We start from the raw sequence: 25,515 nt of genomic DNA on the forward strand, positions 1-25,515 counted from the left end.
CCCGTCATCCGAACGGTATCTGACGGCATCTGACGGTCCATCAGGAATGTGGTGTCGTGAAGGTAGTAACGGGTTCTAGAAGAGGCAAGGGGCGCGACGACCCCAATTCCGGGCACCGCTTGTGGTATCGGGCGCTGCAAGGGGGTTGCGGTGTCGGACGGCCCGTCAGCAGACTGCAAGCAGAACTAGAACGCGTACTAGTTCTGCGTGGCGGGTGGCCGGGACGCCCGCGCCGCGCGGGTGACCTGAGGAGAGGAACTCCCCACCATGGCCGCGGAACCCGTGATCGTCGAAGCCGTACGCACCCCCATCGGCAGGCGCGGCGGCGCGCTCGCCAATCTGCACCCCGCCTATCTGCTGGGCGAGACCTACCGCGAGATCCTGGGCCGCACCGGCATCCCCGCCGACTGCGTCGAGCAGATCGTCGGCGGCGCGGTCACCCAGGCCGGCGAACAGTCCGCCAACCCCACCCGCACGGCCTGGCTGACCATGGGCCTGCCGTACGAGACGGCCGCGACGACGGTCAACGCCCAGTGCGGCTCCTCCCAGCAGGCCTCGCACATGGTCGCCAACATGATCGCGGCGGGCGTCATCGACGTCGGCATCAGCTGCGGGGTGGAGTCGATGTCGCGGGTACCGCTGGGATCGGCGTCCAAGCACGGGCCCGGGAAGCCGTTCCCGGAGGAGTGGAACGTGGATCTGCCCAACCAGTTCGAGGCGGCCGAGCGGATCGCCCGGCGGCGGGGGCTGACCCGGGAGAACGTGGACGGGCTGGGTCTTCTCTCGCAGGAGCGGGCGGCCGTCGCATGGGCGGAGGAGCGGTTCAAGCGGGAGACGTTCGCCGTCCAGGTGCCCACCACGGAGGAGGAGCAGGGCGCCGGGCAGGGCATGTGGCGGCTCGTCGACCGGGACGAGGGGCTGCGGGACACCACGGCCGAGGGGCTGGCCCGGCTCAAGCCGATCATGCCGACCGCCGTGCACACGGCCGGCAACTCCTCCCAGATCAGCGACGGTTCGGCCGCGCTGCTGTGGGCGTCGAAGCGGATGGCGCGGGCGCTGAAGCTGCGGCCGAGGGCGCGGATCGTGGCCCAGGCGCTGGTGGGTGCCGACCCGCACTTCCATCTGGACGGTCCCATCGACGCCACGCGCGCGGTGCTCGGCAAGGCGGGCATGACCCTCAAGGACATCGACCTGATCGAGATCAACGAGGCGTTCGCCTCCGTCGTACTGAGCTGGTCGCAGGTCTTCGGACAGGACCTGGACAAGGTGAACGTGAACGGCGGGGCCATCGCCCTGGGGCATCCGGTCGGGGCGACCGGCGCCCGGCTGATCGCCACGGCGCTCCATGAACTGGAGCGCGCGGACAAGGAGTTCGCCCTGATCACCATGTGTGCGGGCGGGGCGCTCGCCACGGGAACGATCATCCAGCGGCTCTGACAGCGGCTCTGAGATTCTGAGAGAAGGTCACCCTAAGAAGTAGGGGTCACCCGCAGAGGGGGGTGTCCCGACGTTTTCCTGTGCCCTGCGCATCCATTGGATTACCGTGCGTGAGACTCCATGGGTGCCGCAGGGAAGGGCGCGATGTCACAGCGACCACAGCGACGTACGGTGACCAGTCGCAGTCAGGAGCCACGGGCGCGGTTCGCCGAGGAGCTGAAGGCGCTGCGGGAGAAGAGCGGCGACAGCCTGCGGCAGCTGGGCGACAAGGTGGGCTGGGACTTCTCGCTCTTCGGGAAGATGGAGCACGGCCACACGCTGGGCAGCGCGGACGTCGTACTGGCGCTGGACCAGTACTTCGGCGCCGACGGGTTCCTGGTGGCGCTGTGGGAGCTGGCGCTCGGCGACAAGTCCGAGTTCAAGGAGCAGTACCGCGAGTACATGCAGCTGGAGTCCGAGGCGGTGAGCCTGTGGCACTTCGGCGTCACCAGGATTCCGGGCGTGCTCCAGACCCGTGGCTACGCGACCGAGGTGCTCGCGGCGGGCGACATCCGGGGCGCGGAACTCGTCCAGCAGGTCGAGGCGCGGCTCGGCCGGGCCGAGCTGCTGACCGGAGAGGGCGGGGGACCGCACTTCCGGACCATCCTGTACGAGGCCGTGCTGCGTGTGGCGCTGCGTGAACGGGGCGCGTGGCGTGAGCAGTTGGAGCATCTGCTGGAGGTCTCCGAGCTGCCGTACGTCACGATCCAGGTGCTCCCGTTCAGCGCGGGGCCGTGCAGTCTGGACAGCACCGATGTGATGTTCCTGAAGCTTCGGGACGGCCGTACGGTCGCCTACGTGGAGACCGCCCACTGGGGCGAACTCGTCCAGGAACACGCCCCGGTCGACCGGCTGCAGCACGCATACGATGCGCTGCGCGACCGAGCGCTGTCCCCCGCCGGGTCGCGCACGTACATCGGGCAGCTGCTGGAGGAAGTGCCGTGCGTCCTATCGACCTGAAGGCCGCGAGATGGCGCAGGAGCAGCTACAGCAACTCCGAGGGCGGCCAGTGTCTCGAAGTCGCCGACGACCTGCCCGTCGTACCGGTCCGTGACTCCAAGAAGCCGGACATTCCCGCCCTGATATTCCCCGTCCCGGCCTGGGCGTCCTTCGTGGCCGCCGTCCGGACCTGATCGAAACCCTGTGCGTACGCACGGGCTGGGTTAGCCTCGTTCTGCCGGCTGGGCGAACTGGCGTACACAGCACATCACTTCGGGGGTTCCGTGACGGACGAAGCTGCCGCACTGCGGCAGACCGGAGCCGCGCCGCTGCGTCCCGCCGACCCCGAACGCGTCGGCCCCTACGTCCCGTTGGCGCTGCTCGGCAGCGGTGGCATGGGACGGGTCTATCTCGCCCGCCCGTTGGACGACGGCCCCGGCCTCTTCGCGGTCAAGGTGATCCGCCCCGAGTACGCCGAGGACCCGATGTTCCGGCGCCGATTCGAGCACGAGGCCCTGGTGCACGGCCGGGTCCGTACTCCGCGTGCGCCGAGGCTGTGCGGTACGGGGTTCCAGGACGAGCTGCTGTGGATGGCCACGGAGTATCTCCCCGCCCTCGATCTGGCGGACGCCGTCCGGGAGGGCGGTGCCCTGGAGCCGGGCGCCGTCTGGCGGCTGGTCGCGGAGCTGGGGCAGGCGCTCGCCGACCTCTCGGCCACGGGGATCGTGCACCGGGACCTGAAGCCGTCCAACGTGCTGCTGTCCGTCAGCGGCGCCCATGTCATCGACTTCGGCATCTCCAAGGCCGCCGACGCGAGTTCGATCACCGGCACCGGCAACCGGGTCGGCACGCCCGCCTACATGTCCCCGGAATATCTGCGCACCGGCCACTGCGACGCGGCCTCCGACGTGTTCTCGCTCGCCGGGACCCTGGTCTACGCGGCGGCAGGCCGGGCCCCGTTCGGCGACGGCACCGGCGTCGACGTGATGCACCGGGTCGCCTTCGAGGAGCCCGCCGCCGAGGTGATCGGCGGAATCACGGCAGCGGACCCGGCACTCGGCACACTCCTGGCGGCCTGCCTCGCCAAGGAACCCGGGCGCCGCCCGACCCCTGCGGCGCTGATCGAGGCGGCGGCGTCTGCCCGGGGGGCGGCCCCTGGACCTTCGACGGCTGAGCAGGCCGACGGGGACGGCCGGCGTGGACATCGCGAGGCTGGCCTGGGCGGGGGTGCTGGTGGGTCGGTGGACCTGAGCGGGGGTGCCGGTGGGTTGGCGGGGGCGGGCGGGCTGGCTGGTGCGTCGCCGGGCCCGAATGAGCGTGCTGGTGGGCCGGCAGACCCTAGCGGGCGTGCTGGTGGGTTGGCAGACCTCGGCGGGCGTGCTGGTGCGTCGGCGGGCCCGAGCGGGCGTGCCGGTGGGTGGGTGGACCCTAGCGGGCGTGCTGGTGCGTCGCCGGGCCCGAATGAGCGGGCCGGTGGGTTGGCGGACCCGAGCGGGCGCCCCGGCGGATTGGCGGACCCGAGCGGGCGCCCCGGCGGATTGGCGGGCCCGAGCGGGGGTGCCGGTGGGTCGGTGGACCCGGGTGGGCGTGCTGGTGCGTCGGCGGGGCCGAGTGAGCGGGCTGGTGGGCCGGCAGACCCGGGCGGGCGGGACGGTGGGTTGGCGGCCCCGGGCGGGCGTGCTGGTGGGTCGGCAGGCCCTAGCGGGTGGGACGGTGTGTCGGCGGGCCCGGGTGGGCGGGACGGTGTGTCGGGTGGAGTGAGTGGGCGTGCCGGGGGCTCCGGGGTGGGGTCCATCTGGCCGGAGCCTCTCCACGCCAGGGTGTTGGAGCGGCAGCGGGCGTACGACGTGCTGTATCGCGTCCCCGTCGCACGGGCGGCGGAGCTGCGGTCGCCGGGTCACCGGCCGAGCCCCAATCCGGCGCTGCCCGTTCCGGCTCCCGCTGGCCCGGTGGAACCGGTCGGAGTGTCGTCCGACGAGACGTCCCCGGGTCGGCGGCGGCCGACGGGAGTGGTCGCGTGGGTTCGCGGAAGGCCCGTACAGGCAGGGGCGGTTGCTCTCGCGCTGTGCGCCCTCGCCGCGCTGGCCGTCGTACTCGCCCGCCCTGAGGACCGTACGACCGCCGCGCCCCCGGGGACCGTCGCGACCTCCTCCGCCGGTACCGCGGTCGAAGCCGGGGTCTCCTCGCCGACGCGGGAGAGCCCGGACGGGAAGTCGGTCCCGACCACGTCCGGCAGTGGCACCGAGACCGCCGGCGGGTCGGCCGTACCCTCACAGATCTCCGGCTCCGCCGACGACGGCGAGGGCGCTCCCACGGAGCCCGGCGCCCCCACGGACACGGCCACGGCCACCGACCCTGCCACCGGCGGCGGAACGGACAGCGGCACCGGTGCCACTCCCACTCCCACCGCCGCTCCGTCTCCGGTCAACTCCTCGACCGAACCCGCCGCGACGGCGCCGTGGGTCACCGAGTGCACGTACTACGCGGGCAAGGCCCGCACGGCCCTCGGAGCCACGGGGAAGCGCGTCAAGCAGGTCCAGTGCATCCTGCTGAAGCGCGGGTACGACATCGGCGGCACCGGTGTGGACGGGGTGTTCGGGGAGGGGCTGGAGGCCGCCGTGAGCAGCTTCCAGAGCGACAAGGGACTCGCCGCCGACGGCATCGTGAGGCGGGCGACATGGCCGGTGCTGCGGGCGACGGTGTGACGAAGTAACGCCCTCCGCGCCGGTGTTGCTTCCCTGGTGCGCGTCAACTCGCTCGCCTGCCCGAGCCGAGGCGTTCCACCGTGTCGGCGATCTCGTCGGGTGAGGTGTCCGAGTCGAGGACCAGCGTCCAGCGAGGGGCCGGTCGCCCGGCGCCCGCCGTGGCCGGGGCGTTGCCGCGGGTGCCGGACGGCGGGAGCAGGACGACGACGCCGTCGAGCCGCCGGGACCGGGTGCCGCCCGGAACGTGCCCGGGGGCGTGGACGCTCGTCAGGGCTCCGAGGGCGGCGAGCCTGGTCGCGACGGCCACGGACCGCCTCGCCGGGCCGACGACGGCTATGCGCTGCCCGGTGAGCGGCCCCGGCTGCCGGACGCCGAGCGGTTTCGGCGGGCACGGCAGTGCGGGCAAGGGGGCCGGGACCGGTACCGCCGGAACAACCGGAACCGGGATGTGGACGTTCCACACAGAGCTACCTCCGATGCAGCCGAACGTCGGTCAAGGCCGGCTCCAAGGCTGGCCGGGCCCTCTCGTCGTTCGTTGGGCTCCCGTTCGTGGCAGCACGGGGGCAGCCAAGGGAGCGGCAAGGGGTGGTCCGCGGCAAGGGGGCGGCGCACGCCCGTGCGTCCAGCCCCCGCCCAGTCGGCTCCCAACGGGTGTTCAGCCGCTCACCTCCGGCCCCTTCTAGCGTCGGCCTTCCGGGTCCGGCACATGGGCCCGCGAGCGAGGGGAGGCACTGTGAGGCTTGCCGGAAAGGTGGCCGTCGTCACCGGCGGGACCCGAGGACTCGGGCGGGTCGTCGCGGAGGCGTTCGCCAAGGAGGGCTGCCGGGTCGTGTGCGCGGGCCGGAATCCCGGCGCCGCGCCGGACAGGGACCTGGCGCCGCTCGGCGCGAGCGTGTCCGGCGGGCTCGGATTCCTCCCGGTCGACGTACGCGACGCGGAGTCCCTGCGGGAGCTGATGCGCGGGGCGTACGAGACACAGGGACGGCTGGACGTGGTCGTCGCCAACGCCGGTGCCAGCCGGCCCGGACCGGCCGCCGGGCTGGACCCGGCCCACTGGACCGAGGTCGTCGAGACCAATCTGACCGGCACGTTCCTGACCGTGCGGGCGGCGGTCCCGTATCTGGAACGGGACGGCGGGGGACGGGTGATCACCCTCTCCTCGGCGCTGGCGACCAGGGTCGCAGCGGGCTCGTCCGCGTACGCCGCGTCCAAGGCCGGCATCGAGGCGTTCACGCGGGTGACGGCCGTCGAACTGGCGCCGAGCGGTATCACCGTCAACTGCCTCAGCCCCGGGTTCATCGACGAGGGCATGGGCCGGGAACTCGCCCGCAACGAGCGGGTGTGGAACCACTACCGGGACAAGATCGCGGCCGGCCGGGCCGGCGAGGGCGCCGAAGTGGCCGACGCCGCGCTGTTCCTCGCCGGGGACGACTCGCGCTACGTCAACGGCCATGTCCTCGAGGTCAACGGCGGACTCCGCTGGTGACGCCCGAGCCACGTGCGCTCCCCTCACCACCGGTGCACCAGGACGCGAATGGATGGTCGACCGTATGACACGAGAGACACAGGCTGGGCGCCGGGTGGTCATCACCGGCATCGGTGTGATCGCGCCCGGAGGAACAGGCACCAAGGCATTCTGGGAACTGATCACTTCCGGTCGTACGGCCACCCGGGGAATCACCTTCTTCGACGCCTCCCCCTTCCGGTCACGGGTGGCCGGAGAGGCCGACTTCGACCCGGTGGCCGAGGGACTCTCCCCGCAGGAGATCCGACGGCTGGACCGGGCCGCGCAGTTCGCGCTGGCCGCGGCACGGGAGGCGATGGCGGACAGCGGCACGGAACCCGGCGGGCTCGACCCGCTCCGTACGGGGGTCACCGTGGGCAGCGCCGTCGGCGCGACCATGAGCCTGGACCAGGAGTACCGGGTGGTGAGCGACGGCGGAAAGAGCTGGACGGTCGACCACAGGTACGGGATGCCGCATCTCTACGACTGGTTCGTGCCCAGCTCCTTCGCGATGGAGGTCGCACACGCGGTCGGTGCCGAGGGCCCGGCCGCCGTGGTCTCGGCGGGCTGCACCTCGGGCCTGGACGCGGTGGGACACGCCGCCGAGCTGATCCGGGAGGGGACGACGGACGTCATGATCGCGGGCGCCACCGACGCGCCGATCTCCCCGATCACCGTCGCCTGCTTCGACGCCATCAAGGCCACCACACCGCGCTACGACGACCCCGGGAGCGCCTCACGCCCCTTCGACCGGTCGCGCAACGGCTTCGTCCTGGGCGAGGGCTGCGCCATGTTCGTACTGGAGGAATGGGAGCGGGCCCGGCAGCGCGGCGCGCATGTGTACGCGGAGATCGCCGGGTTCGCCACCCGGTGCAACGCCTACCACATGACCGGACTGCGCCCCGACGGCCGTGAGATGGCCGAGGCCATCCGGGTCGCGCTGGACGAGGCCAGGTGCGATCCCACCGCCATCGACTACATCAACGCCCATGGCTCCGGCACCAAGCAGAACGACCGGCACGAGACCGCGGCGTTCAAGCGGAGCCTGGGCCACCACGCGTACGACACACCGGTCAGCTCCATCAAGTCGATGATCGGCCACTCGCTGGGCGCCGTCGGTTCCATCGAGATCGCCGCGTCGGCCCTGGCCATGGAACACGGCGTCATCCCGCCCACCGCGAACCTCACGGACCCGGACCCGGAGTGCGACCTGGACTACGTTCCGCTGGTCGCGCGGGAGAAGCGGACCGACGCGGTGCTCACCGTGGGCAGCGGGTTCGGCGGCTTCCAGAGCGCGATGGTGCTCGCCAGGCCCGATCGGCGGGCGTCATGACGGACACGGCGACCCCGACGGCACCCGCGGCCACGGCAACGGCGAAGGCGACCGCGGTGGTCACCGGGCTGTCGGTGGCCGCGCCCAACGGCCTGGGCACCGAGGAGTACTGGCGGGCCACACTGCGCGGGGAGTCCGGCATCGACCGGATCACCCGCTTCGACCCCGGCCAGTACCCGGCCCGACTCGCCGGTGAGATACGCGACTTCACCGCCGCGGACCACATCCCGAAGCGGCTGATCCCGCAGACCGACCACATGACCCGGCTCGCGCTGGCCACCGCCGCCTGGGCGCTGGAGGACGCCTCCGCGAACCCGGCGGAGCTGCCGGAGTACGGCATGAGCGTGGTGACGGCCAATGCCTACGGCGGCTTCGAGTTCGGGCACCGGGAGCTGGAGAAGCTGTGGAGCCTGGGCGTCAACCACGTCAGCGCGTACCAGTCCTTCGCCTGGTTCTACGCCGTCAACACCGGCCAGATCTCCATCCGGCACGGGATGCGCGGCCCCAGCGGAGTGCTGGTCTCCGAGCAGGCCGGTGGACTCGACGCCCTCGGGCACGCCCGGCGCCACATCCGCAAGGGCACGCCCTTCGTGGTCACCGGCGGAGTGGACGGCGCGCTCTGCCCATGGGGCTGGGTCGCCTACCTCGCCGGCGGCGGGATCAGCGAACGCGCGGACCCGGGCCGCGCCTTCGTGCCCTTCGACACCGACGCCGCCGGCTGGGTGCCAGGTGAGGGCGGCGCCATCCTGGTCCTTGAGGACGCGGAGGCAGCCCGGGCACGGGGCGTGACCCGCACGTACGGCGAGGTGGCGGGCTACGCCGCCGGGATCGACCCGGCCCCCGGTACCGGCCGCCCGCCGGCGCTGCGCCGGGTGATCGAGCAGGCGCTCACCGACGCCCGCGTACGGCCGGACGAGGTGGACGCCGTCTTCGCGGACGCCTCAGGGCTGCCCGAGTCCGACCGGGCGGAGGCCGAGGCGGTCACCGCGGTCTTCGGCCCGGGCGGGGTCCCGGTGACCGCGCCCAAGACCATGGTCGGCCGGCTCGCCTCCGGCGGCAGCGCGCTGGACACCGCCACCGCGCTGCTGGCTCTGCGCGACGGGGTGATCCCGCCCACCGTCCATGTCGCGGAACTCGCCCCCTGGTGCGCCGGCCTGGACCTCGTACGCGACGAACCGCGCGAGGCACCCCTGCGCACGGCGCTGGTCCTGGCGCGCGGCACCGGGGGGTTCACGGCCGCCCTGGTGGTCCGGAAGCAGGACGGCTGAACGACCCCAGGACATGCACACAGGCACGTACGAACAAAGGGAAGAGGAGACACCGACCATGGCCGAGATGACCCTGGAGAGCCTGAAGGACATGCTGCACAGGGCGGCGGGGGAGAGCGACGAGGCCCCCGACGTCACGAACGACCTGCTGGACACGGAGTTCACGGATCTCGGCTACGACTCGCTGGCGGTACTGGAGGTCAGCGGCATGATCGAGCGCGAGTACCGGATCAGCCTGGACGACGACCACGCCTCGTCGGCCAACACCCCCAGGCTGTTCCTGGAACTCGTCAACGGCATGCTGGACAAGGCCGAGGCCGCGTGACCGCGCCGGTCACCGCGTCCGGCACCACCGCGCCGCCCCGGTTGCAGGAGGTCGCGGAGAACATCTACGCCTACCTCCAGCCGGACGGCGGCTGGTGCCTGAGCAACTCGGGGATCTTCCTGGGCCGGGACTCGGTGGCGATCGTGGACACCGCCGCCACCGAGTCCCGCGGTCGCGGGCTGCGGGAGGCGGTGCGCGATCTGACCCCGGTCGCGCCGCGTACCGTGATCAACACCCACCACCACGGCGACCACACCTTCGGCAACTGGCTGTTCGCCCCCGAGGCGACGGTCGTCGCGCACGAGCTGGCGCGCACCGAAATGGCGGAGAAGGGCACCGGACTGCTCCAGGTCTGGCCGGACACCGACTGGGGCCGGGTGGAACTCGCCCTGCCCACAGTGACGTTCGAGGAGCGGTTGACCCTGTACGTGGACGGGACCCGGGTCGAACTGATCCATGTGGGTCCGGCGCACACCACCAACGACATCGTCGTCTGGGTGCCCGAACACCGGCTGCTCTTCGCCGGGGACGTGCTGATGCCCGGCTGCACGCCGTTCGTGCTCATGGGCTCCGTACGGGGTTCGCTCGACGCCCTGGAGCGGCTGCGCGCGCTCGGCCCACGGACGGTCGTCGGCGGCCACGGCGAGGTGAGCGGCCCCGAGGCGATCGACCAGGCGGAGGCGTATCTCCGCTGGATCCGCACCACCGCCCGGGCGGCTGTCGAGGCCGGCCTGGAACCGCTGGAGGCCGCCCTGGAGAGCGACCTCGGGGAGCACGCCGGACTGCGCGACCCGGAGCGGGTGGTGGCCAATCTGCACCGCGCCTGCTCCGAGGAGCGGGGGCACCCGATCGACACCCAGATCCGCTCGGGGCCGGTGTTCGCGGAGATGGTCCGCTACAACGGCGGCCGGCCGCTGACCTGTCTGGCCTGAGCACACAACGCGGGAGGCGCCCGGGGCCAGGAAGAGATTCCTGGCCCCGGGCGCCTCCCGCGTTGCCGGTCAGCCCACCGAGACGCCGCCGCGCTCCTCGGCGAACTCCTTCGCGTGCCGCATCGTGGCGAGGCTGTTGTTGCCCAGGGCCTTGCGGAGGAAGGCACGGGCGTCGGCCACCGTGGCCTCCGGGCCGAGCACCTTCGGCGCCGCCTCCGGCTTGACGACGACCGTGTGCTTCGAGGCGATCACCAGCCCCGCGTCCGTCTCCGTCAGCAGCCACTCGCCGACGTGCGCGGTGAGCAGCGCGGGCACGAGGAGCTGCTTGTAGACGATGCGGTGCGGCTCGAAACCCACCCGGACGGACCGGGTGGTGTGCTGCGAGCCGTCGGTGGCCACCGTGTCCATCTCCAGCGTCTGGATCCCGGGCGCCTCCTCGGTCAGCGCCACCCGGGCGACATGCGGCAGCCGCTCCTGCCACTTCTCCGCGCGCCAGATGAACTCGTACACGTCCGCCGCCGAACCCTGGGCCGTCACGGTGTCGGTGAAGGTGAGCAGCAACTCGCCGAGCCGCCCGGCCTGTTCGGCGCTCGCCTTGAGGCGGGCCAGTTCGGTGCCGCTGTTGCGGTCCACGGCCTGTCCGATCCAGGCCAGGTTCTCGGGGGCGTCGTCGACCGCCGTGAAGTCGTGGTCGAGGACGACCGTGCAACTGGCGTCGGTCAGCGGCTCGATCCGCCAGTCGCCGCCCATGGAGGCGACCGGCGGCTGCGAGACCCGCTGCCGGAAGCCGACGGTGAGCGCCTCGGGATCCAGCTCGCGGCGCGAGGTCCACTTCTTGACCTCGTCGTTGGCCGTCGCCCAGATGGTGATGAGCTCGGCGGAGGCACCGGAGTCCGGGGAGTCCCCGTCGTCGGTCCGCTCCACATGAACGGTCGGGGGGAAGACCCGGGGCCAGTCGGTGGCGTGGGCGATGAGGTCGTAGACGGTCCGCGCCGGAGCGTCCACGGTGATCGTGTGCCGAGTGCGGTGGATGTCGGTCATGACGGTGTTGTGCCTCCCTGCTCAGGATGTCTGCCGGTTCCCGTGCGTGTCCGTGGGCGCGGGGTCAGTAGTTGCCCAGGCCGCCGCAGACGTTGATGGCCTGCGCGGTGATCGACGCGGCCACGTCGCTGACGAGGTAGCCGACCATGCCCGCCACCTCCTCCGGGGCGGAGTAACGCCCCAGCGGGATCTTCGCGTTGAACCGGGTGAGCACGTCGTCGGTGGTGGTGTCCCAGGCGGCGGCGTACCCCTCGCGGACCCGCTGCGCCATCGGCGTCTCCACATAGCCGGGGCAGACCGCGTTGACCGTGATGCCCGTCTTCGCGAGTTCGAGGCCGAGGGCCTTGGTGAAGCCCACGACGCCGTGCTTGGACGCGGAGTACGGCGCGCCGAGCACCACGCCCTGTTTGCCGCCGGTCGACGCGATGCTGATGATCCGGCCGGTGGCCCGCTCGCGCAGTCCGCCGGTGGTGAGCACCGCGCGGGTCACCCGGAAGACGCTGTGCAGGTTGGTCTCGATGACGTCGTCCCACAGTTCGTCCGGGATCTCGGCGGTCACTCCGCCGCCGCTGCGCCCGGCGTTGTTGACCAGGACGTCGATCGGCCCGAACCGCTCCACCGCGGCCGAGACGGCCCGTTCGATGTCCGTGGTGTCCCGCACGTCGGCCGCCACCCCGTCCGCCACGATGCCGTCCGCGGTCAGCTCCTTGACGGTCTTCTCGACGTTCTCGGCGGTACGGGCCGTGATGAAGACCCGGTGGCCGGCCGCGCCCAGGGTCCGGGCGACGGCGAGGCCGATGCCGCTGGTGGCCCCGGTGATCAGTACCGTACGAGTGTCCTGCTCGCTTGCCATGGTTCTCCCTCTGTCTGTGGTGGCCTGTGCGTGGGGTGCTCGCTCGTTCCGTGCGGCGGGCCCTAGAGCCCGACCGTGCGCAGCGCGCCGCGGTGGAAGACCATCGGCGGTACGGCGTCGCCCATCCCCAGACCGACCACCTCCCCGACCGCGAAGTAGTGGTCGCCCAGCCGCTGGATCTGCTGCACCACGCAGTCCAGCCAGGCGGTGGTCCCCGGCAGCACCGGGTTGCCGTGCGGCGACTCCCACCAGGACAGCCCCGCGAACTTCGCCCCGCCGCTGTGGGCGAACCGCGCGCACAGTTCCCGCTGGTCGTGCGCCAGCACGTTGACGGTGAACGAGCCCGCGCCGCTCATCGACGGCCAGCTGGTGGACCTCTCGTCGACGAAGATCCCGACGAGCGGCGGTGTCAGCGACACCGAGACGAAGGAGCCGACCACCAGTCCGGCGGGGCCGGATTCCGTGGCGGCGGTGACCACGGTGACCGCGGTCGGGACATGGCCGAGCACCTGGCGCAGCACCAATGGCTCGACATGGGTCCCGACGGGCGGAGCCATGCTCATGAATGACCTCCTGGAGGGCGGATCACCGGCCGGATCGCTGACCTTCTCCAGGCTGGCAACCGCTCTTGGTGAGCCGGTCGGCGCTCGGTGAAGGGGTGAGCGCACCACCAGCGCGGCACCATCGCGCCGGGTGAGGATCGACGGCATCGAGCGCCCGTCCACGTCCTGGGGAGCAAACCGTGCCGGTCCCGCAGCAGCGCGATCCCGAACTGACCCGCAAGCGCCTCACGGACTGGCTCTCCCGCAGGCTGCCGGAGAACGCGGGAGCGGAACTGTCGGTCACGGTGCCCGAGCGGGCCGGGTTCTCCCACGAGACCCTGCTGGTGCGGCTCACCGGACCCGGTCCCGGTGGCGCGGGCGGCCGGCGGCTCGTCGTACGGGTCGCGCCGGACCGGCACCGGGTGATGCCCCTGGAGCGGCTGGGCGAGGAGTACCGCGTCCTGGAGGCGCTCGTCGGGACGGACGTACCGGTACCCCGGCCCTGCGGCCACGAGCCCGACCCGGCAGTGCTGGGCGCGCCGTTCTACGTCATGGAGTACGTGGACGGTTGGACCCCGCCGGACCTCCCGTCGTACCACCGCGCGGGCCCCGTGGCGGAGCTCGACGAGCCGTCGCGGCAGCGGCTGTGGTGGCACGGAGTGGACGTACTGCACCGCGTCCACCGGCTGAGCCCGGCCGCCCACGGGCTCGGCTTCCTGGCCCGTTCGCGGACCGCCCCGAGCGGACTCACCGGACAACTGGACTTCTACGAGGGGCACTTGGACCACTTCGGCTGCGCCGGCTCCCCCCTCGCCGCGGACACCCTGCGCGAACTGCGGGACACCCGGCCCCCGGAGCCGGAGAACCCCGGCCTGGTCTGGGGCGACGCCAGGCTCGGCAACCTGCTCTTCCGCGGGGTGCGGCCCGCCGCCGTGGTCGACTGGGAGATGGCGTTCCTCGGCCCCGGCGAGGCCGACCTCGGCTGGTTCCTGTATCTGGACCGGCACCTGAGCGAGGGCGTCGGCGCCGAGCGGCTGCCCGGCCTGCCGGACAGGTCCCGCACCATCGAGCGGTACGAGGCGCTGACCGGACGGTCCGTGGCCGGGCACATGGGCTGGTACGAACTCTTCGCCGGCCTCCGCTTCGCCCTGATCGCCTCCCGGGTGGGGCGGCTGCTGGTGGAACACGGCCTGGCCGCCTCGGAGAAGGACATCCCGCTCGCCGCCAACGCGGCCCGGCTGCTGGAGCGCACACTGCGGGCCCGGTGAAACGACGAAACGACGAAACGGCGAAAAGGGGTACGGCGTACAAGGGACAGTTCCTTGTACGCCGTACCCCTTCACCGGTGTTCGTCTCAGTCCTCCGCCAGACGCGGCATCACCTGTTCCGCGAAGAGCCGCATCGTGCGGACCGACTCCGCGTGGGTGGGGTTGCCGGAGATGACCTGGAGGCTGATGGTCACGTCGCCGTACCACTCGCGGATCGTGCGCAGCCGCTCGGTGACCTCGTGGGGGGTGCCGACCAGGACCTTGTTCTCGGCGAGTGCCTTGTCGAAGTCGGCCTTGCCGATACGGTCCACGATCTGCTCGTAGCCCGCGTATCCGGAGCTGCGCCGCTCGCCCCAGGCCGCGACGGCGTCGCGCATCACGGCGTTCGTGCGCTGCGAGTACTGCTTGCCCTTGGCCCTGGCCTCGGCCGGGTCCTCGCTGACGTAGCAGTTGTAGCTCATGTGCACCTCGTCGGCGCCCGGCTCATGGGCCGCGTCCGCGTAGGTCTTGCGGTACAGACCGAGCATCTCCTGGACCTTCTCGCGCTTGGAGATGGACGGCACCAGCATCAGCCCGTGACCGTCCCGGCCGGCCTGTTCGCACGAGGACGGTGTGATCGCCGCGGCGACCAGGACCGGCGGAGCGGGCCGCTGATACGGCCGGGGGAGCAGCGTGACCGGGCCGAACCGGTAGAACTCCCCCTCGAAGACCACGTCCTCCTCCCGCCACAGCCGCGTGCAGGCGAGCACCCCCTCCGCGAAGCGGGCGCGGCTCTCGTCCATGGAGAGCTCGAAGGCGTCGAACTCGTCCGGCAGGAAGGCGCGGCCGAAGCCCACGTGCAGCCGGCCCTTGGAGATGTTGTCCAGCATCGCCAGCTTGCCCGCCAGTTTGACCGGGTGGGTGAAGGCCGGGATGACCGCGCCGGTGACCAGGTTGATCCGGCTGGTGCGGGCTGCCGCGGCGGCCAGGAAGGTGACCGGATCGGGGCTGTAGCCGCCGTACTCGAAGAAGTAGTGCTCGACGGTCTTCACATGGTCGTAGCCGAGTTCCTCGGCCAGCTCGACGAGGCTCAGGGCCTCCTCGAAGTACTCACCGGCGGGTTTCTCGCCGGGGCCCACGGTGGGAAAGAAGTTGATCCCGAACTTCATGCGTTCTCCGTTCTCGGAAGAGGGCGGGTGCTCAGAAGACGACGCCCGCGCCGCCGTCCACCGGCAGTACGAGCCCGGTCGCGAACGAGGCCTCCGGACGGGCGAGATTCACCATCCACCAGGCGATCTCCTCCGGCCGCCCCACCCGGCCCAGCGGCACCCGTCGGCGCTGGCGCTCCCGCAGCCGCGCGATGCCCTCCGTGTCCAGCCCGGCGTGCTCGCCGATCGGGGTGTCCACCGGGCCCGGTGAGACCGCGACCACCCGGATGCCCCGGGGAGCGAGTTCCAGGGCCCAGGTGCGGGTGAGGAAGTCCAGCGCGGTCTTCGTCGCGCCGTACACGGAATGCCCGGGCCAGCCGCGCTGGTTGCCCGCGGTGGTGACGTTGATGATCGTCCCCCTGGACGCCTCCAGGGCGGGCAGCGCCTCCTGGGCGAGGAGGAGCGGAGCCTGGAGGTTCGTGGCGAGCTGCCGTGCCATGTCCGCGGGGTCGATCCGGCCGAGCGGGGCGGACGTCATGGTGACCGCGTTGTTCACCAGCACGTCGATGCCGCCGAGCAGGCGGCCCGCCTCCGCCACGATCCGCTCGGGTGCCTCGGACAGGGAGATGTCGGCGCCCAGCACCTGGATCCCGGGGCGGCCCGCCGCGGTCTCGGCGAGCCGCGCCGCGGTCCGGCCGACCGCCAGCACCCGCGCCCCCTCGTCCGCGAAGGCGTGCGCCGTCGCCCGGCCGATGCCGGTGCCCGCGCCGGTCACCACGATCGCGCGGTCCTTCAGCGCGCCCATGTCCGTCGTCATACGGCCCGTCACAGCTCGGTACGTTCGCCGCGGCTGTTCATCGGCGACCACCACATGTTGGCGAGGGTGCCGCCGTCGGCGAACAGCGCGCTGCGGCCCTCGACGATCCGGCCGTTCTCCCAGCGCAGTACATGGATGTTCTCGATCTGCAGCCGCTCGTAGGGCGAGGTGGCGTCCTCCGGGGCGTCCGCGCGGTAGCCGTCGAGGCGGGTGATGTCGACGGACAGCCCGTCGTCCGGGTTGACCAGGATGCTGAGGGTCGTGGCGGTGAACCGTCCGCCGCACGCCTCGTTCAGCTTGGCCATCTTCTCCAGATAGTCGTCCAGCCCGTTGAACCAGCCGGCGAACTGGTGGTTGCCCGGCATCTCGAACCGCAGGTCCTCGTGCCAGTACTCCAGGATCTTCTGCTTGTCCCCGGTCAACAGGGCCTCGTATGCCGCTTCCACATGGGCCCGGGTCAGATCAGCCACGTTGGGTCTCCTTGTTGTCATGAGAGTTGATCCGGTGCCGTACCTGCCAGGCGTCCCGTTCCCGCACGAGCAGATCGCGTCCGGTGGTGCTGAGGTGGACGACGGGCGGTTCTCCCCGGCCGGTCTGGATCAGCACGGCGCAGTACTCCGTCCGCACCGAACCGTCGTCCTGCGGGGCGACGTCGAGCATGCCGATCAGGTAGCGCCGTACGGTCTTCTGCTCACGGCGCTGCTGGACGGCGCCCCGCGCCGCCGCCGCGATGGCGGCCCGGCCCCGGCGGTGCGACGGGGCGCCGCGGGCGAAGGTCCGGCCGGGCTCGGTCTCCTGCTCGAAGACCGCGTCCTCGGCGAAGGTCCGGGACCAGCTGTCGATGTCCTCGGTACCGAGCAGCTGGACCTGGCGGGCGTAGAACTGCTGTATCTCGGCGTACAGTCCGGGATCCGCCGGCGGTACCGGTCCGGTGTGCTCAGACACCGTCGTGCGCGATGTCACGGCGCTGGATCCGCCAGCCGCCGTCCTGCCGTACGAGGAGATCCTCACCGGTGGTGCTCAGATACACGGAGGCCTTGCCGCCCCGGGGCGTCTCGAAGACCACGGCGTAGTAGCGGGAGCGCACGGTGTCCGGGTCCACGGCGGTGGCGGCGACCATGCCGAACCAGTGCCGCCGCTGCACCTGCCGGCCGGCGAGCCGGTCGACGCCGCGTCGCATGGAGGTGGCGATCGTGCTCCGGCCGCTCCAGGGTTCGGGCTTCACGTTCTGGGCGAACACCCCGTCCTCGGTGAAGCCGTCCGCCCATTCCTCCGCCGCGCCCGCGTCGAGCAACTGCATGTGGTGGGCGTAGAACTGGAGGATCTCCGCGTACACCTGACCGTCCACCGGAGGCCCGGCCAGCACGGTCTCGGCCGTGGTCTGGGTCATCGGGAACTCCCCTCGGCGGCGACGACACCGTGGTCGACGACGTCCGCGACATGCGGGTCGCCCTTGATGAGCCCTTCCAGCTTCTTCAGCCTGGCGCGGAACTCGGGGTCCGCCATCGCCGCGTCGAAGAGCTCCTTCGTCTCCCACTCGGCGACGTTGAAGTAGGTGAGGGGGTCCTTCTGCGAACGGAGCAGCTGGTAGCGGAGAAGGCCGGGCCGGGTGCGCAGATGGTCCGCGATGTGGCCGTAGACGCGCTCGAAGTCCCCGGCGTTGCCGATGACGCTCACTTTATTGACGAAGACAACCATGGCTCACACCCTGCGCCCCTGCGGTATCGGGCCGTTGGGGAGCCGCTGGAGCCCGGGCGAAGACCCTCGCGCGCGGTGGCGGGTGTCCCGACCGGCGCTCGCACGGGGCGTCACCGGGCCCCGACCGGCTCACTATCCGGGGGCACCAGGCTGGCCGCAGACCCGCGCGTTCCCCACTTCAAGGAGGCCCCGTGTCCGACGAGCACGTTCCCGTTCTCATCGCAGGCGGCGGGCTGTCCGGCCTGAGTACGGCTCTCTTCCTCGGACTGCACGGCGTCCGAGCACATCTCGTCGAGAAGCACCCCGGTACGTCCGTGGTGATGAAGGCACGGGGCCAGTATCCGCACACCATGGAGGCGTTGCGGATCGGCGGCGTGGCCGACCGGATCACCGAGGCCTCGCCGGGCGGTGACGGCCGGTTCTACATGGCCATCGCCGAGACCCTCGCCGGCCCTGTGCTGCGCGGCATCATGACCCAGGGCGAGATGAGCATGAACCATGTCTCGCCCGAGGAGTGGGCCATGGCCAGCCAGGAGCGCACCGAGGAGATCCTGGCCGACCGGGCCGCGGAACTCGGCGCCCACCTGCACTTCAACACCCGCCTGGTCTCCTTCGAGCAGGACCGGGACGCCGGCGGGGTCACCGCCGTACTGCGCGACACGGTCACCGGCGCGGAACGCACCGTGCGGGCCGACCATCTGGTGGCGGCCGACGGGCGCCGCAGTCCGGTGCGCGAGGCCCTGGGTGTGGGAACGCACGGCCGGGGCTTCCTCGGCGGGATCTTCCGGGTGTTCTTCGACGCCGACATGAGCGGACCGCTGTCGACGCTGGAGGGCGGGCTGGCGGAGGGCGGCAGGTTCGCCCTGTTCCATCTGCTGAAGCCGCTGCCCGGCGTCTTCTACACCACCGACATCCCCGGACGGTACGGCTATATCCGCGGCATGACCGAGGAACAGCCCGACTTCTCCGGCTACTCGCCCGAGCAGTGCGCCGAACTGGTCAGGGCCGGGCTCCGGTTGCCGGACCTGGAGCTGACCGTCGTGGGCAGCGGTGAGACCGAGATCGAGTGCGAGGTGGCGGACACCTTCACCGTCGGCCGGGTCCATCTCATCGGTGACGCGGCCAAGGTGGTGCCCGCGCCCGGCGGCCTCGGCGGCAACACCGCGGTCATGGACGGCTTCTATCTGGCGTGGAAGCTGGCCATGGTGGTCAAGGGCGAGGCCGGCCCCGGCCTGCTGGACAGCCATGACACGGAGCGCAGGCCGGTCGCCGACATGATCGCGGAGCAGCAGTTCACCAACACCGTCGAGCGCCTCGGCCCGCATCTTGCGGACGGCACGGCCGCCGCCCCGATCCACCCGGTCACCCAGGTCTTCGGCTACCGCTGTGCGCACGGCGCCGTCGTACGGGAGCCGGACGACGCGGGCGAGCTGCTGGAGGACCCGGTCAGCCCGACCGGGCGGCCCGGCTCGCGGGCGCCGTACGTACGGCTGGAGCCGTCCGACGAGGGGACGGCGGCACCCGCCGCCTCGACCACGGCCCTGTTCGGCCGCTCGTTCGTGCTGCTGACCGGCGCCGAAGCGGAGGACTGGGAGACCGCCGCGGCCACCGCCTCCGCCCGGCTCGGCGTACCGCTCGCGGTGCACCGTACGGGCGGCTGGGAGAAGACATACGGCGTCACACCCCGAGGAGCGGTTCTGGTGCGCCCGGACCGCTTCGTCGCCTGGCGTTCGCCCGGCGACGGCAGGGCGGACGAACTGGAACAGGCCCTGCGCCAGGTGCTGGACCGCCCCGCCGGCTGACCGCGGATCGACCGACCGTCCGTCCAACCGTCCGTCCGACCGACCGTCCAAGAAGGGGAGTTGCCATGATCCTGGTGACCGGTGCCACCGGCAATGTGGGGGGCAAGGTACTGGCCCGGCTACGGCAGTCCGGCCACAAGGTGCGCGCGTTGACCCGTGATCCGGCGCGGGCGGGATTCGCCCCGGACCTCGATGTGGTCGCCGCCGACCTGGGCCGTCCCGAGACGCTGCAGGGGGTGCTGGACGGCGTCGACAAGGTCTTCCTGATGGCGCTCGGCCACAACAAGAGCACCCACGACGCGAATCTCGTGGCCGCGGCCACGAAGGCGGGGGTGCGGCACATCGTGCAGCTCTCCACGCTGGGCGTGCAGGAGGCCGACGAGGCGAACGAGACGCCGCTGGGCCGCTGGCACCGGCTGGCCGAGGAAGCCCTCCAGCGGTCCGGTCTCGGCTGGACGATTCTGCGGCCCAACGGCTTCATGACCCATGCGCTGGGCTGGGCCGGGTCCGTCCGGGCCGAGGGGGTCGTCCGCGGCCCGGCGGCCAACCTGGCGGAGGCCAATATCGACCCGCAGGACATCGCGGACGTCGCCGTGCGCGCACTGACGACGGACGGCCATGAGGGCGCCGTCCACGCGCTGACCGGAGGCGAGGCGCTGACGACTCCGCAGCAGGTGGAGATACTCGGCTCGGTGCTCGGCCGGGAGCTGCGCTTCGAGCAGATCTCGCTCGAGGAACACCGTGAGATCCTCGCCGCGCGATTCTCCCCGGAGACCGCGGACGGTGTGGTCAAGGCGCTGAAAGAAGCGATCGAGTCGGGCGACGAATTCCGTGGCCGGACCTTCGACGGGGTACGGCAGGTACTGGGCCGTCCGCCCCGGACATTCCGCCAGTGGGCCGAGGACAATCGCGGCTTCTTCGTCTGATCAGAAATCCTGGTGCGGCGTGCGGGTGCCGGACGGAATCATCTCCGTCCGGCACCCGCACGCCATTCCGCTTTTCCCGTGTCTCTTTTTCCTGGATCACTTCCCGGTCATCGGAAGAGAGCCTGAGCAAAAGAGGATTCCGTGACCGGATTGGGGAAATCGATCAGCGGGTCGCAGGCCAGAACCGCCTGGTGCAGCTGATGGATCTGGGGGGACGGTTCGATGCCCAGCTCGTTGCGCAGGGTTTTCCGCAGCCGCTGTACGACTTCCAGTGACTGTGTACGCCGGCCCGAACGGTACAGGGCGAGCATGAGCTGGCCGTGCAGTTGTTCGTGCATGGGATATTTCGTGGTGAGCGAACTGAGTTCACCCAGTAGCTCCTGGTGCCGGCCCAGCCGCAGATCGGCATCGATGCGCTGTTCCTGCACGCTGGCCCGTTCCTCTTCCAGACCCACCAGGTGGGACTGCATGACCGGGCCGGTCTGGACGTCCGACAGCGCCGAACCCCGCCAGATCCGCAGGGACTTGGCCAGCAGCGACGAGGCGGTGGCATCGTCCTGGTTGAGCAGGTCACGTCCCTTGCGGGCGAGGGACGTGAAGGCGGCGGCATCCAGACTCTCGCCCTCGACGACCATCAGATAGCCGTTGTCGCGGGTCTCCAGAACGCTGTGTGCCGCGCGTAAGCTGCCGATGCGTGGAATCTGTCGCAGTTTTCTGCGTAATTGAAGGATGTAGGACTGGAGGGTGGACAGTGATGTGTTCGGCGGGGAGTTCTCCCACAGCTCCTCGATACAGGTGTCCGTCGAGACGACCTGGTTGGAGTTGAGCAGGAGGAGCGCCAGCAGCTGACGCTGCTTGGGGGCCGTCGGGGTGTACGAGCACCCTTGCTCGTACACACCCAGTGGCCCCAATACAGAAAACTCGATCACGTTCTCGCCTACCTCCCCCGGAGAGGCCCGAAGCGGAACGGAGGGAGGGCAGCCCTCGGTTTGGTATTCCGGCTCCCCCGTTACCTCGAGCGACTGGAGATCTCGAGCATGATTACTGGCCTGTTACTGCCTAAACAGAGGAAATCCTAAAGCATGGCGCGGGGGCGGCTCAAGCGATGATTTGTTAATCTTGGATGTCTTCCACGCAGATGCGGTCTGCGGGGTTGACATTTTTGGAGAATTTTTGCTCAGCTTTTTCGGAATGCATTGTTCCGATCGGTCTGTTCACCGACAAACTCCGTGGCTCGTTTCCATGGCCGGGCGGGGGCGGCGTGCGGCGGACACGCCCGCGATCAGCGCGGCTACGACGGCCACACCGAGGCCGATGCGCATGCCCGAGGTCCGGTAGTCGTTGAGCGCCCACGTCAGGGTGGCGAGAGCCGGGCCCAGGGAGAGGCCGAGCTGCCGGATCAGGCTGCTGCCCGCGCCCACGGTCGCCATCATCTGTTTCGGGGCGTTGGACATCAGGGTGGTCTGGTTCGGCGCGGTGAACAGGCCGACGCCCGCACCGATGACCGCGAGCCGCCAGGCGACGTCCGCCGGCTGCCAGCCCTCGTCGAGCGGCAGGAGGAGGAGCAGGCCCACGGTGGCGACGGTCGCGCCGGTGATCATGGTGAGACGCGGGTTCCACCGGTCGGTCAGCACGCCGGAGATCGGACCGCACACCCCCATGGCGAGAGGGAAGGCCAGCACCGTCGCGGCCACCGTCCCGGCGGACCGGTCCAGCACCTGGTCGAGGAAGAACGGCGCCAGATACTGCACGAAGGCGAGCGCGGTCATCATCGTCAGCAGGCTGACCAGCGGGCCGGTCACGCCGGGGGTGCGGAGCAGGGAGAGCGGCGCCGCGCTGCTCGGTCGGCGGGCCCAGATCCAGACGAACGGGACGGCCAGCGCGCTCAGCGCCAGCCAGCCGAGGCCCTCGCTCGCGGTGAAGGACAGCCCGAGCATCAGCGCGGCCGTGCCCGCCCCGAGCAGTGCGGCCTCCGCGAACCAGTCGCGGCCCGGAATCCGCAGCGGCCCGTCCGGGGCGATCTGGCTCATGCCCAGAGCCACGACCGCGGCACACACCGGAACGTTCACGTAGAAGATCCACTGCCAGCCGAGTCCGCTGATCAGCAGGCCGCCCACCGCGGGGCCGCTCACCGCGCCCAGCGGGCCCAGTGTCGCGAACACGCTCAGCGCCCTGCCGCGCACCTCGGGACGTACCGCGAGGGTGGCGAGCACGGGCGTCATCGCGAACAGCACGGAGCCGAACAGCCCTTGGGCCACCCTGGCGCCGATCAGCACCTCGATGGTGGGGGACAGCCCGCACGCGACACTGGCGACCCCGAACCCGGTGGCCGCGAAGCCCAGTGCCGCGCGCTTGCCCACCCGGTCCAGCCAGCGGCCGCTCGGCAGCGCGAGCGCGATCAGCGGCAGGAAGTAGCCGATGGCGACCCATTCGGTGACGGTCGGCTCGGTGTCGAGGTCCTTCTGGATGGCGGGCATCGCCACGTTCACGATGCTCATGTCGATGGTGGCCATGAACACCGCCAGCCCGGCGGCTGCCACCAGCAGCCAGCGGTCGCGCTGTGGGGTGTCGGTCATGTCGAACGCTCCAGTGGTGGCAGGGGGAGGCGCTGCTATATTTACTTAGCCAGCTAAAGATTAGCTGGCTAAGCAAAAAGGTTAGACGGCTAAGTAAGTTGTTTCAAGCCCAGGAGGTGCCGGGTGCGTGCGGAGCAGGCCGATGCGTTGAACCAGCTGATCAGGCGGATCAGCATCAAGCACCGCACCCATACGGCGGCACTGCTCGCCGACCTGAAGATGCACCCCGGCCAGGACGTCATCCTGCTCGAACTGGCCGAACGCGGCCCCTGCACCCAGGTTCAGCTCGCCACCGCCGCGGGCTGCGAGCCGCCCACGGTGACCAACATGGTGCGCAAGCTCAGCGCGGCCGGCCTGGTCAGCCGCGCGGCCTCGGCCACCGACGGCCGGGCCGTGGTGGTGACGCTCACCGACCAGGGCCGGGCCGTCGTGCCCGAGATCCGCAGGCTCGGCAAGTCCCTCGCGGAGCACATCGTGTCCGGGCTGTCCGCTGCCTCCGGCGAAGAACTCCTGGAGCTCCTGGAGGACTTGGAGCGTGTTCTCCGGGAGCCCCTGCCGGGAGCCGCGGGAAGCCGCCCGGAGCGACCGGGCCCGACGGGCGGACGCAAGGGCTGACCTTCGTGGGCTCACCGACTCCGAACTCCGACCACCTGAGAGTGGAGGATCCCTCATGACACAGCAGCTCGCCGAGTTCCAGGGTTACCGTGCCGGAACCTGGAACATCGACCCCGTCCACTCGGACGTCTCGTTCACCGTCCGGCATCTCGGCGTCAGCAAGGTGCGCGGCACCTTCGGGGCCTTCGAGGGGGTGATCGTCACCGCCGAGGACCCGTTGAAGTGCTCGGTCACCGCCACGATCCGGACGGCGTCCATCGACACCCGCAACAACGACCGCGACGAGCATGTACGCGGTGACGATTTCCTGTCCGTGACGGATCACCCGACCATGACCTTCGTCTCCACCGGTGTGCGTCCCGACGGTGACGGTGGGGCCCTGCTCGACGGCGAACTGACCCTGCGCGGGGTCACCAGGCCGGTGACCCTCGAACTGGAGGTGGGCGGCTTCGGCGAGAGCTACGACGGTACGAGGGTCGTCGGTTTCTCCGCACGTACGGAGATCAACCGCCGGGACTTCGGCGTCACCGGGGGCGCCGCGGGCGGCGCCGTCGGCAACAAGATCACGATCGCCCTGGAGGTCGAGGCCGCGCTCGAAGCGTGAGCCTCACCCCCCAGGGGGCCTGAGCATCGAAGTGGCTCCGCCCCAGGCAGAAGTGGCTCCGCCCCAGGCAACAGGGCGGAGCCACAAGGCGGTTGCCGCAGATTGACGCTGACGAGTCGTCAGCAGGTCGACCGGTACACGTACTTGCTCACGTTCGCGTCGCCCAGGTTGGCCGCCGTGATCGACACGAACGACGTCCCGATCGTCTTCGTCACCTTCTTGCCCTGGACCGCGTTCACCGCCTCGCGCACCGCCTGGGCGCCGATCTCCTCCGCCTTCTGGGCGATCAGTGCCTGGACCGTGCCCTTCTTCAGCTGCTCGACCTGTGCGGGGCCCGCGTCGAAGCCGACGACCTTGACCTTGCCGACCTTTCCGGCGTCCTTGATGGCGTTGTTGGCGCCGTCGCTGGCCGGGGTGCTGATGGAGAAGATGCCCGCCAGGTCGGGGTCCTTGGAGAGGGACGCGGCGGTCAGACGGGCGGCCTCGACCACGCCACCGCTGGGTGTCGAGGGCTGGACGCCGACGAAGGTGATGTCCGGGTACTTCTTGATCTCGGTCTCGAAGCCCTTGATCCGCTGGTCGGCCGTGGTGACACCCGGGGTGCCGCCGATGATGACGACCTTGCCCTTCTCGCCGACGAGCTTGGCCAGGGTGCGGGCCGCCTCGGCGCCGCCCTCCTCGTTGTTGGAGGACACGGCGGAGGAGACGAAGCTCGTGTCGTCGAGCCCGGTGTCGGCCGTCACGATCTTGATGCCGGCCTCGTTGGCCTGCTTCAGCGGCGTACCCAGCGCCTTGGAGTCGGTCGGCGCGATGACGATCGCGTTCGGCTTCTTGGCGACCGTGCTGGTGAGGATCGGGGTCTGCGTCGCCGGGTCGAAGGTCGTCGCGCCCTGGACGTCCACCGTCGCGCCGAGCTTCTTGCCCTCGGCCTTCGCGCCGCAACCCAGGGTGTTGTAGAAGGAGTCGGACGCGGTACCGAGGATGACGGTCACCTTCGGGTTGGCGGTCGAGGACGAATCGCCGGACCCGCAGGCGGTGACGCCGAGGAGGAGGACGCTCGCGAGGGCGGCGCCTCTGAGGGTGAGGTGGGCGGTCTTCATGGTGCAACTCCATTGGTGCGACGGGGCGTTGAGCGGGGACCAGCGAATGGAGGGGGCTTAGGGG

Annotated in this window: 27 protein-coding genes and 1 pseudogene; 15 read left to right on the forward strand and 13 right to left on the reverse strand. The window is 70.9% G+C overall.

Features of this window, described 5'->3' with window-relative positions; translation table 11 throughout:
- The first annotated feature begins 267 nt into the window (after nt 1-267).
- The 5 genes and pseudogenes from ACFYXF_RS20580 (at nt 268) to ACFYXF_RS20600 (ending at nt 5,120) form a co-directional block, all read left to right on the forward strand.
- The gene (locus ACFYXF_RS20580) at nt 268-1,437 is read left to right on the forward strand and encodes a steroid 3-ketoacyl-CoA thiolase (RefSeq protein ID WP_389351028.1); all 1,170 of its coding nucleotides are present in this window, start codon (nt 268-270) and stop codon (nt 1,435-1,437) included.
- A gap of 144 nt (nt 1,438-1,581) precedes the next feature.
- Complete coding sequence (locus ACFYXF_RS20585; protein ID WP_389351029.1) at nt 1,582-2,436, forward strand: helix-turn-helix domain-containing protein; 855 nt, start codon at nt 1,582-1,584, stop codon at nt 2,434-2,436.
- A complete protein-coding gene (locus tag ACFYXF_RS20590; RefSeq protein WP_389351030.1) occupies nt 2,418-2,609 on the forward strand; it encodes a DUF397 domain-containing protein in 192 nt (63 codons plus the stop codon). The genes ACFYXF_RS20585 and ACFYXF_RS20590 overlap by 19 nt, the downstream gene beginning before the upstream one ends.
- Before the next feature lie 135 nt (nt 2,610-2,744).
- A pseudogene (locus ACFYXF_RS20595) lies at nt 2,745-3,551 on the forward strand (serine/threonine-protein kinase); the annotation flags it as partial.
- Nucleotides 3,552-4,424: 873 nt separating this feature from the next.
- Entirely contained in the window at nt 4,425-5,120 is a 696-nt protein-coding gene (locus ACFYXF_RS20600) for a peptidoglycan-binding protein (RefSeq protein WP_389351231.1), read from the forward strand.
- A 43-nt stretch (nt 5,121-5,163) separates the two neighbouring features.
- Here ACFYXF_RS20600 and ACFYXF_RS20605 read toward each other — a convergent pair whose 3' ends face one another.
- On the reverse strand, nt 5,164-5,526 hold the full coding sequence (locus ACFYXF_RS20605) for a hypothetical protein (protein ID WP_389351031.1): 363 nt from the start codon (nt 5,524-5,526) through the stop codon (nt 5,164-5,166).
- A gap of 327 nt (nt 5,527-5,853) precedes the next feature.
- Here ACFYXF_RS20605 and ACFYXF_RS20610 point away from each other — a divergent pair, with 327 nt between their 5' ends.
- The 5 genes from ACFYXF_RS20610 (at nt 5,854) to ACFYXF_RS20630 (ending at nt 10,482) form a co-directional block, all read left to right on the forward strand.
- Nucleotides 5,854-6,606, forward strand: coding sequence for an SDR family NAD(P)-dependent oxidoreductase (locus tag ACFYXF_RS20610; RefSeq protein ID WP_389351032.1), 753 nt, complete (start codon nt 5,854-5,856; stop codon nt 6,604-6,606).
- A gap of 64 nt (nt 6,607-6,670) precedes the next feature.
- Entirely contained in the window at nt 6,671-7,957 is a 1,287-nt protein-coding gene (locus tag ACFYXF_RS20615) for a beta-ketoacyl-[acyl-carrier-protein] synthase family protein (protein WP_389351033.1), read from the forward strand.
- Nucleotides 7,954-9,225 carry a ketosynthase chain-length factor gene (locus ACFYXF_RS20620; RefSeq protein WP_389351034.1) on the forward strand — a complete coding sequence of 424 codons (1,272 nt, stop codon included), beginning with the start codon at nt 7,954-7,956 and terminating at the stop codon, nt 9,223-9,225. The genes ACFYXF_RS20615 and ACFYXF_RS20620 overlap by 4 nt, the downstream gene beginning before the upstream one ends.
- A gap of 58 nt (nt 9,226-9,283) precedes the next feature.
- Nucleotides 9,284-9,550 (forward strand): acyl carrier protein, encoded by a 267-nt coding sequence (locus ACFYXF_RS20625; RefSeq protein ID WP_389351035.1) that lies wholly within the window; start codon nt 9,284-9,286, stop codon nt 9,548-9,550.
- A complete protein-coding gene (locus tag ACFYXF_RS20630) occupies nt 9,547-10,482 on the forward strand; it encodes an MBL fold metallo-hydrolase (RefSeq protein ID WP_389351036.1) in 936 nt (311 codons plus the stop codon). The genes ACFYXF_RS20625 and ACFYXF_RS20630 overlap by 4 nt, the downstream gene beginning before the upstream one ends.
- 69 nt (nt 10,483-10,551) lie before the next feature.
- Here ACFYXF_RS20630 and ACFYXF_RS20635 read toward each other — a convergent pair whose 3' ends face one another.
- The 3 genes from ACFYXF_RS20635 to ACFYXF_RS20645 form a co-directional block, all read right to left on the reverse strand.
- Entirely contained in the window at nt 10,552-11,523 is a 972-nt protein-coding gene (locus ACFYXF_RS20635; RefSeq protein WP_389351037.1) for an aromatase/cyclase, read from the reverse strand.
- A gap of 64 nt (nt 11,524-11,587) precedes the next feature.
- Nucleotides 11,588-12,376, reverse strand: coding sequence for a 3-oxoacyl-ACP reductase FabG (gene fabG / locus ACFYXF_RS20640; RefSeq protein ID WP_389351038.1), 789 nt, complete (start codon nt 12,374-12,376; stop codon nt 11,588-11,590).
- Between the two features lie 62 nt (nt 12,377-12,438).
- Nucleotides 12,439-12,939 carry a flavin reductase family protein gene (locus ACFYXF_RS20645; RefSeq protein WP_389351039.1) on the reverse strand — a complete coding sequence of 167 codons (501 nt, stop codon included), beginning with the start codon at nt 12,937-12,939 and terminating at the stop codon, nt 12,439-12,441.
- A 179-nt stretch (nt 12,940-13,118) separates the two neighbouring features.
- On the opposite strand from ACFYXF_RS20645, the gene ACFYXF_RS20650 reads away from it, so the two are divergent.
- Nucleotides 13,119-14,186 (forward strand): phosphotransferase family protein, encoded by a 1,068-nt coding sequence (locus tag ACFYXF_RS20650; RefSeq protein ID WP_389351040.1) that lies wholly within the window; start codon nt 13,119-13,121, stop codon nt 14,184-14,186.
- 86 nt (nt 14,187-14,272) lie between these two features.
- On the opposite strand, the gene ACFYXF_RS20655 is transcribed toward ACFYXF_RS20650, so the two are convergent.
- The 6 genes from ACFYXF_RS20655 to ACFYXF_RS20680 are packed head-to-tail and all read right to left on the reverse strand — an operon-like array spanning nt 14,273 to nt 17,828.
- On the reverse strand, nt 14,273-15,334 hold the full coding sequence (locus tag ACFYXF_RS20655; protein WP_389351041.1) for an LLM class flavin-dependent oxidoreductase: 1,062 nt from the start codon (nt 15,332-15,334) through the stop codon (nt 14,273-14,275).
- Nucleotides 15,335-15,365: 31 nt separating this feature from the next.
- Nucleotides 15,366-16,118 carry an SDR family NAD(P)-dependent oxidoreductase gene (locus ACFYXF_RS20660; RefSeq protein WP_389351042.1) on the reverse strand — a complete coding sequence of 251 codons (753 nt, stop codon included), beginning with the start codon at nt 16,116-16,118 and terminating at the stop codon, nt 15,366-15,368.
- Nucleotides 16,119-16,138: 20 nt separating this feature from the next.
- A complete protein-coding gene (locus tag ACFYXF_RS20665) occupies nt 16,139-16,600 on the reverse strand; it encodes a nuclear transport factor 2 family protein (RefSeq protein ID WP_389351043.1) in 462 nt (153 codons plus the stop codon).
- A complete protein-coding gene (locus ACFYXF_RS20670) occupies nt 16,593-17,093 on the reverse strand; it encodes a nuclear transport factor 2 family protein (RefSeq protein ID WP_389351044.1) in 501 nt (166 codons plus the stop codon). Before ACFYXF_RS20670 ends, ACFYXF_RS20665 begins: the two co-directional genes overlap by 8 nt.
- Complete coding sequence (locus ACFYXF_RS20675) at nt 17,068-17,520, reverse strand: nuclear transport factor 2 family protein (protein WP_389351045.1); 453 nt, start codon at nt 17,518-17,520, stop codon at nt 17,068-17,070. The genes ACFYXF_RS20670 and ACFYXF_RS20675 overlap by 26 nt, the downstream gene beginning before the upstream one ends.
- Nucleotides 17,517-17,828: an antibiotic biosynthesis monooxygenase family protein gene (locus ACFYXF_RS20680; RefSeq protein ID WP_389351046.1), complete on the reverse strand. Its 312-nt coding sequence runs from the start codon at nt 17,826-17,828 to the stop codon at nt 17,517-17,519. The genes ACFYXF_RS20675 and ACFYXF_RS20680 overlap by 4 nt, the downstream gene beginning before the upstream one ends.
- A 191-nt stretch (nt 17,829-18,019) precedes the next feature.
- Here ACFYXF_RS20680 and ACFYXF_RS20685 point away from each other — a divergent pair, with 191 nt between their 5' ends.
- Both ACFYXF_RS20685 and ACFYXF_RS20690 read left to right on the forward strand, forming a co-directional pair.
- Nucleotides 18,020-19,630 (forward strand): FAD-dependent monooxygenase, encoded by a 1,611-nt coding sequence (locus ACFYXF_RS20685; protein WP_389351047.1) that lies wholly within the window; start codon nt 18,020-18,022, stop codon nt 19,628-19,630.
- 65 nt (nt 19,631-19,695) lie between these two features.
- Nucleotides 19,696-20,556: an SDR family oxidoreductase gene (locus tag ACFYXF_RS20690; protein ID WP_389351048.1), complete on the forward strand. Its 861-nt coding sequence runs from the start codon at nt 19,696-19,698 to the stop codon at nt 20,554-20,556.
- Nucleotides 20,557-20,663: 107 nt separating this feature from the next.
- On the opposite strand, the gene ACFYXF_RS20695 is transcribed toward ACFYXF_RS20690, so the two are convergent.
- The gene (locus tag ACFYXF_RS20695; RefSeq protein WP_389351049.1) at nt 20,664-21,485 is read right to left on the reverse strand and encodes a BTAD domain-containing putative transcriptional regulator; all 822 of its coding nucleotides are present in this window, start codon (nt 21,483-21,485) and stop codon (nt 20,664-20,666) included.
- Between the two features lie 285 nt (nt 21,486-21,770).
- On the reverse strand, nt 21,771-23,132 hold the full coding sequence (locus ACFYXF_RS20700; RefSeq protein WP_389351050.1) for an MFS transporter: 1,362 nt from the start codon (nt 23,130-23,132) through the stop codon (nt 21,771-21,773).
- A 123-nt stretch (nt 23,133-23,255) separates the two neighbouring features.
- Between ACFYXF_RS20700 and ACFYXF_RS20705 the strand changes: the two genes are divergently transcribed.
- Together ACFYXF_RS20705 and ACFYXF_RS20710 are read left to right on the forward strand one after the other, a co-directional pair.
- On the forward strand, nt 23,256-23,747 hold the full coding sequence (locus ACFYXF_RS20705) for a MarR family winged helix-turn-helix transcriptional regulator (RefSeq protein ID WP_389351051.1): 492 nt from the start codon (nt 23,256-23,258) through the stop codon (nt 23,745-23,747).
- A gap of 55 nt (nt 23,748-23,802) precedes the next feature.
- Nucleotides 23,803-24,351 (forward strand): YceI family protein, encoded by a 549-nt coding sequence (locus tag ACFYXF_RS20710; RefSeq protein ID WP_389351052.1) that lies wholly within the window; start codon nt 23,803-23,805, stop codon nt 24,349-24,351.
- Between the two features lie 119 nt (nt 24,352-24,470).
- On the opposite strand, the gene ACFYXF_RS20715 is transcribed toward ACFYXF_RS20710, so the two are convergent.
- Nucleotides 24,471-25,451: an ABC transporter substrate-binding protein gene (locus tag ACFYXF_RS20715; RefSeq protein WP_389351053.1), complete on the reverse strand. Its 981-nt coding sequence runs from the start codon at nt 25,449-25,451 to the stop codon at nt 24,471-24,473.
- Between the last annotated feature and the right edge of the window lie 64 nt (nt 25,452-25,515).

Source organism: Streptomyces sp. NPDC002680, assembly GCF_042889145.1.
Lineage (GTDB): Bacteria > Actinomycetota > Actinomycetes > Streptomycetales > Streptomycetaceae > Streptomyces > Streptomyces adonidis.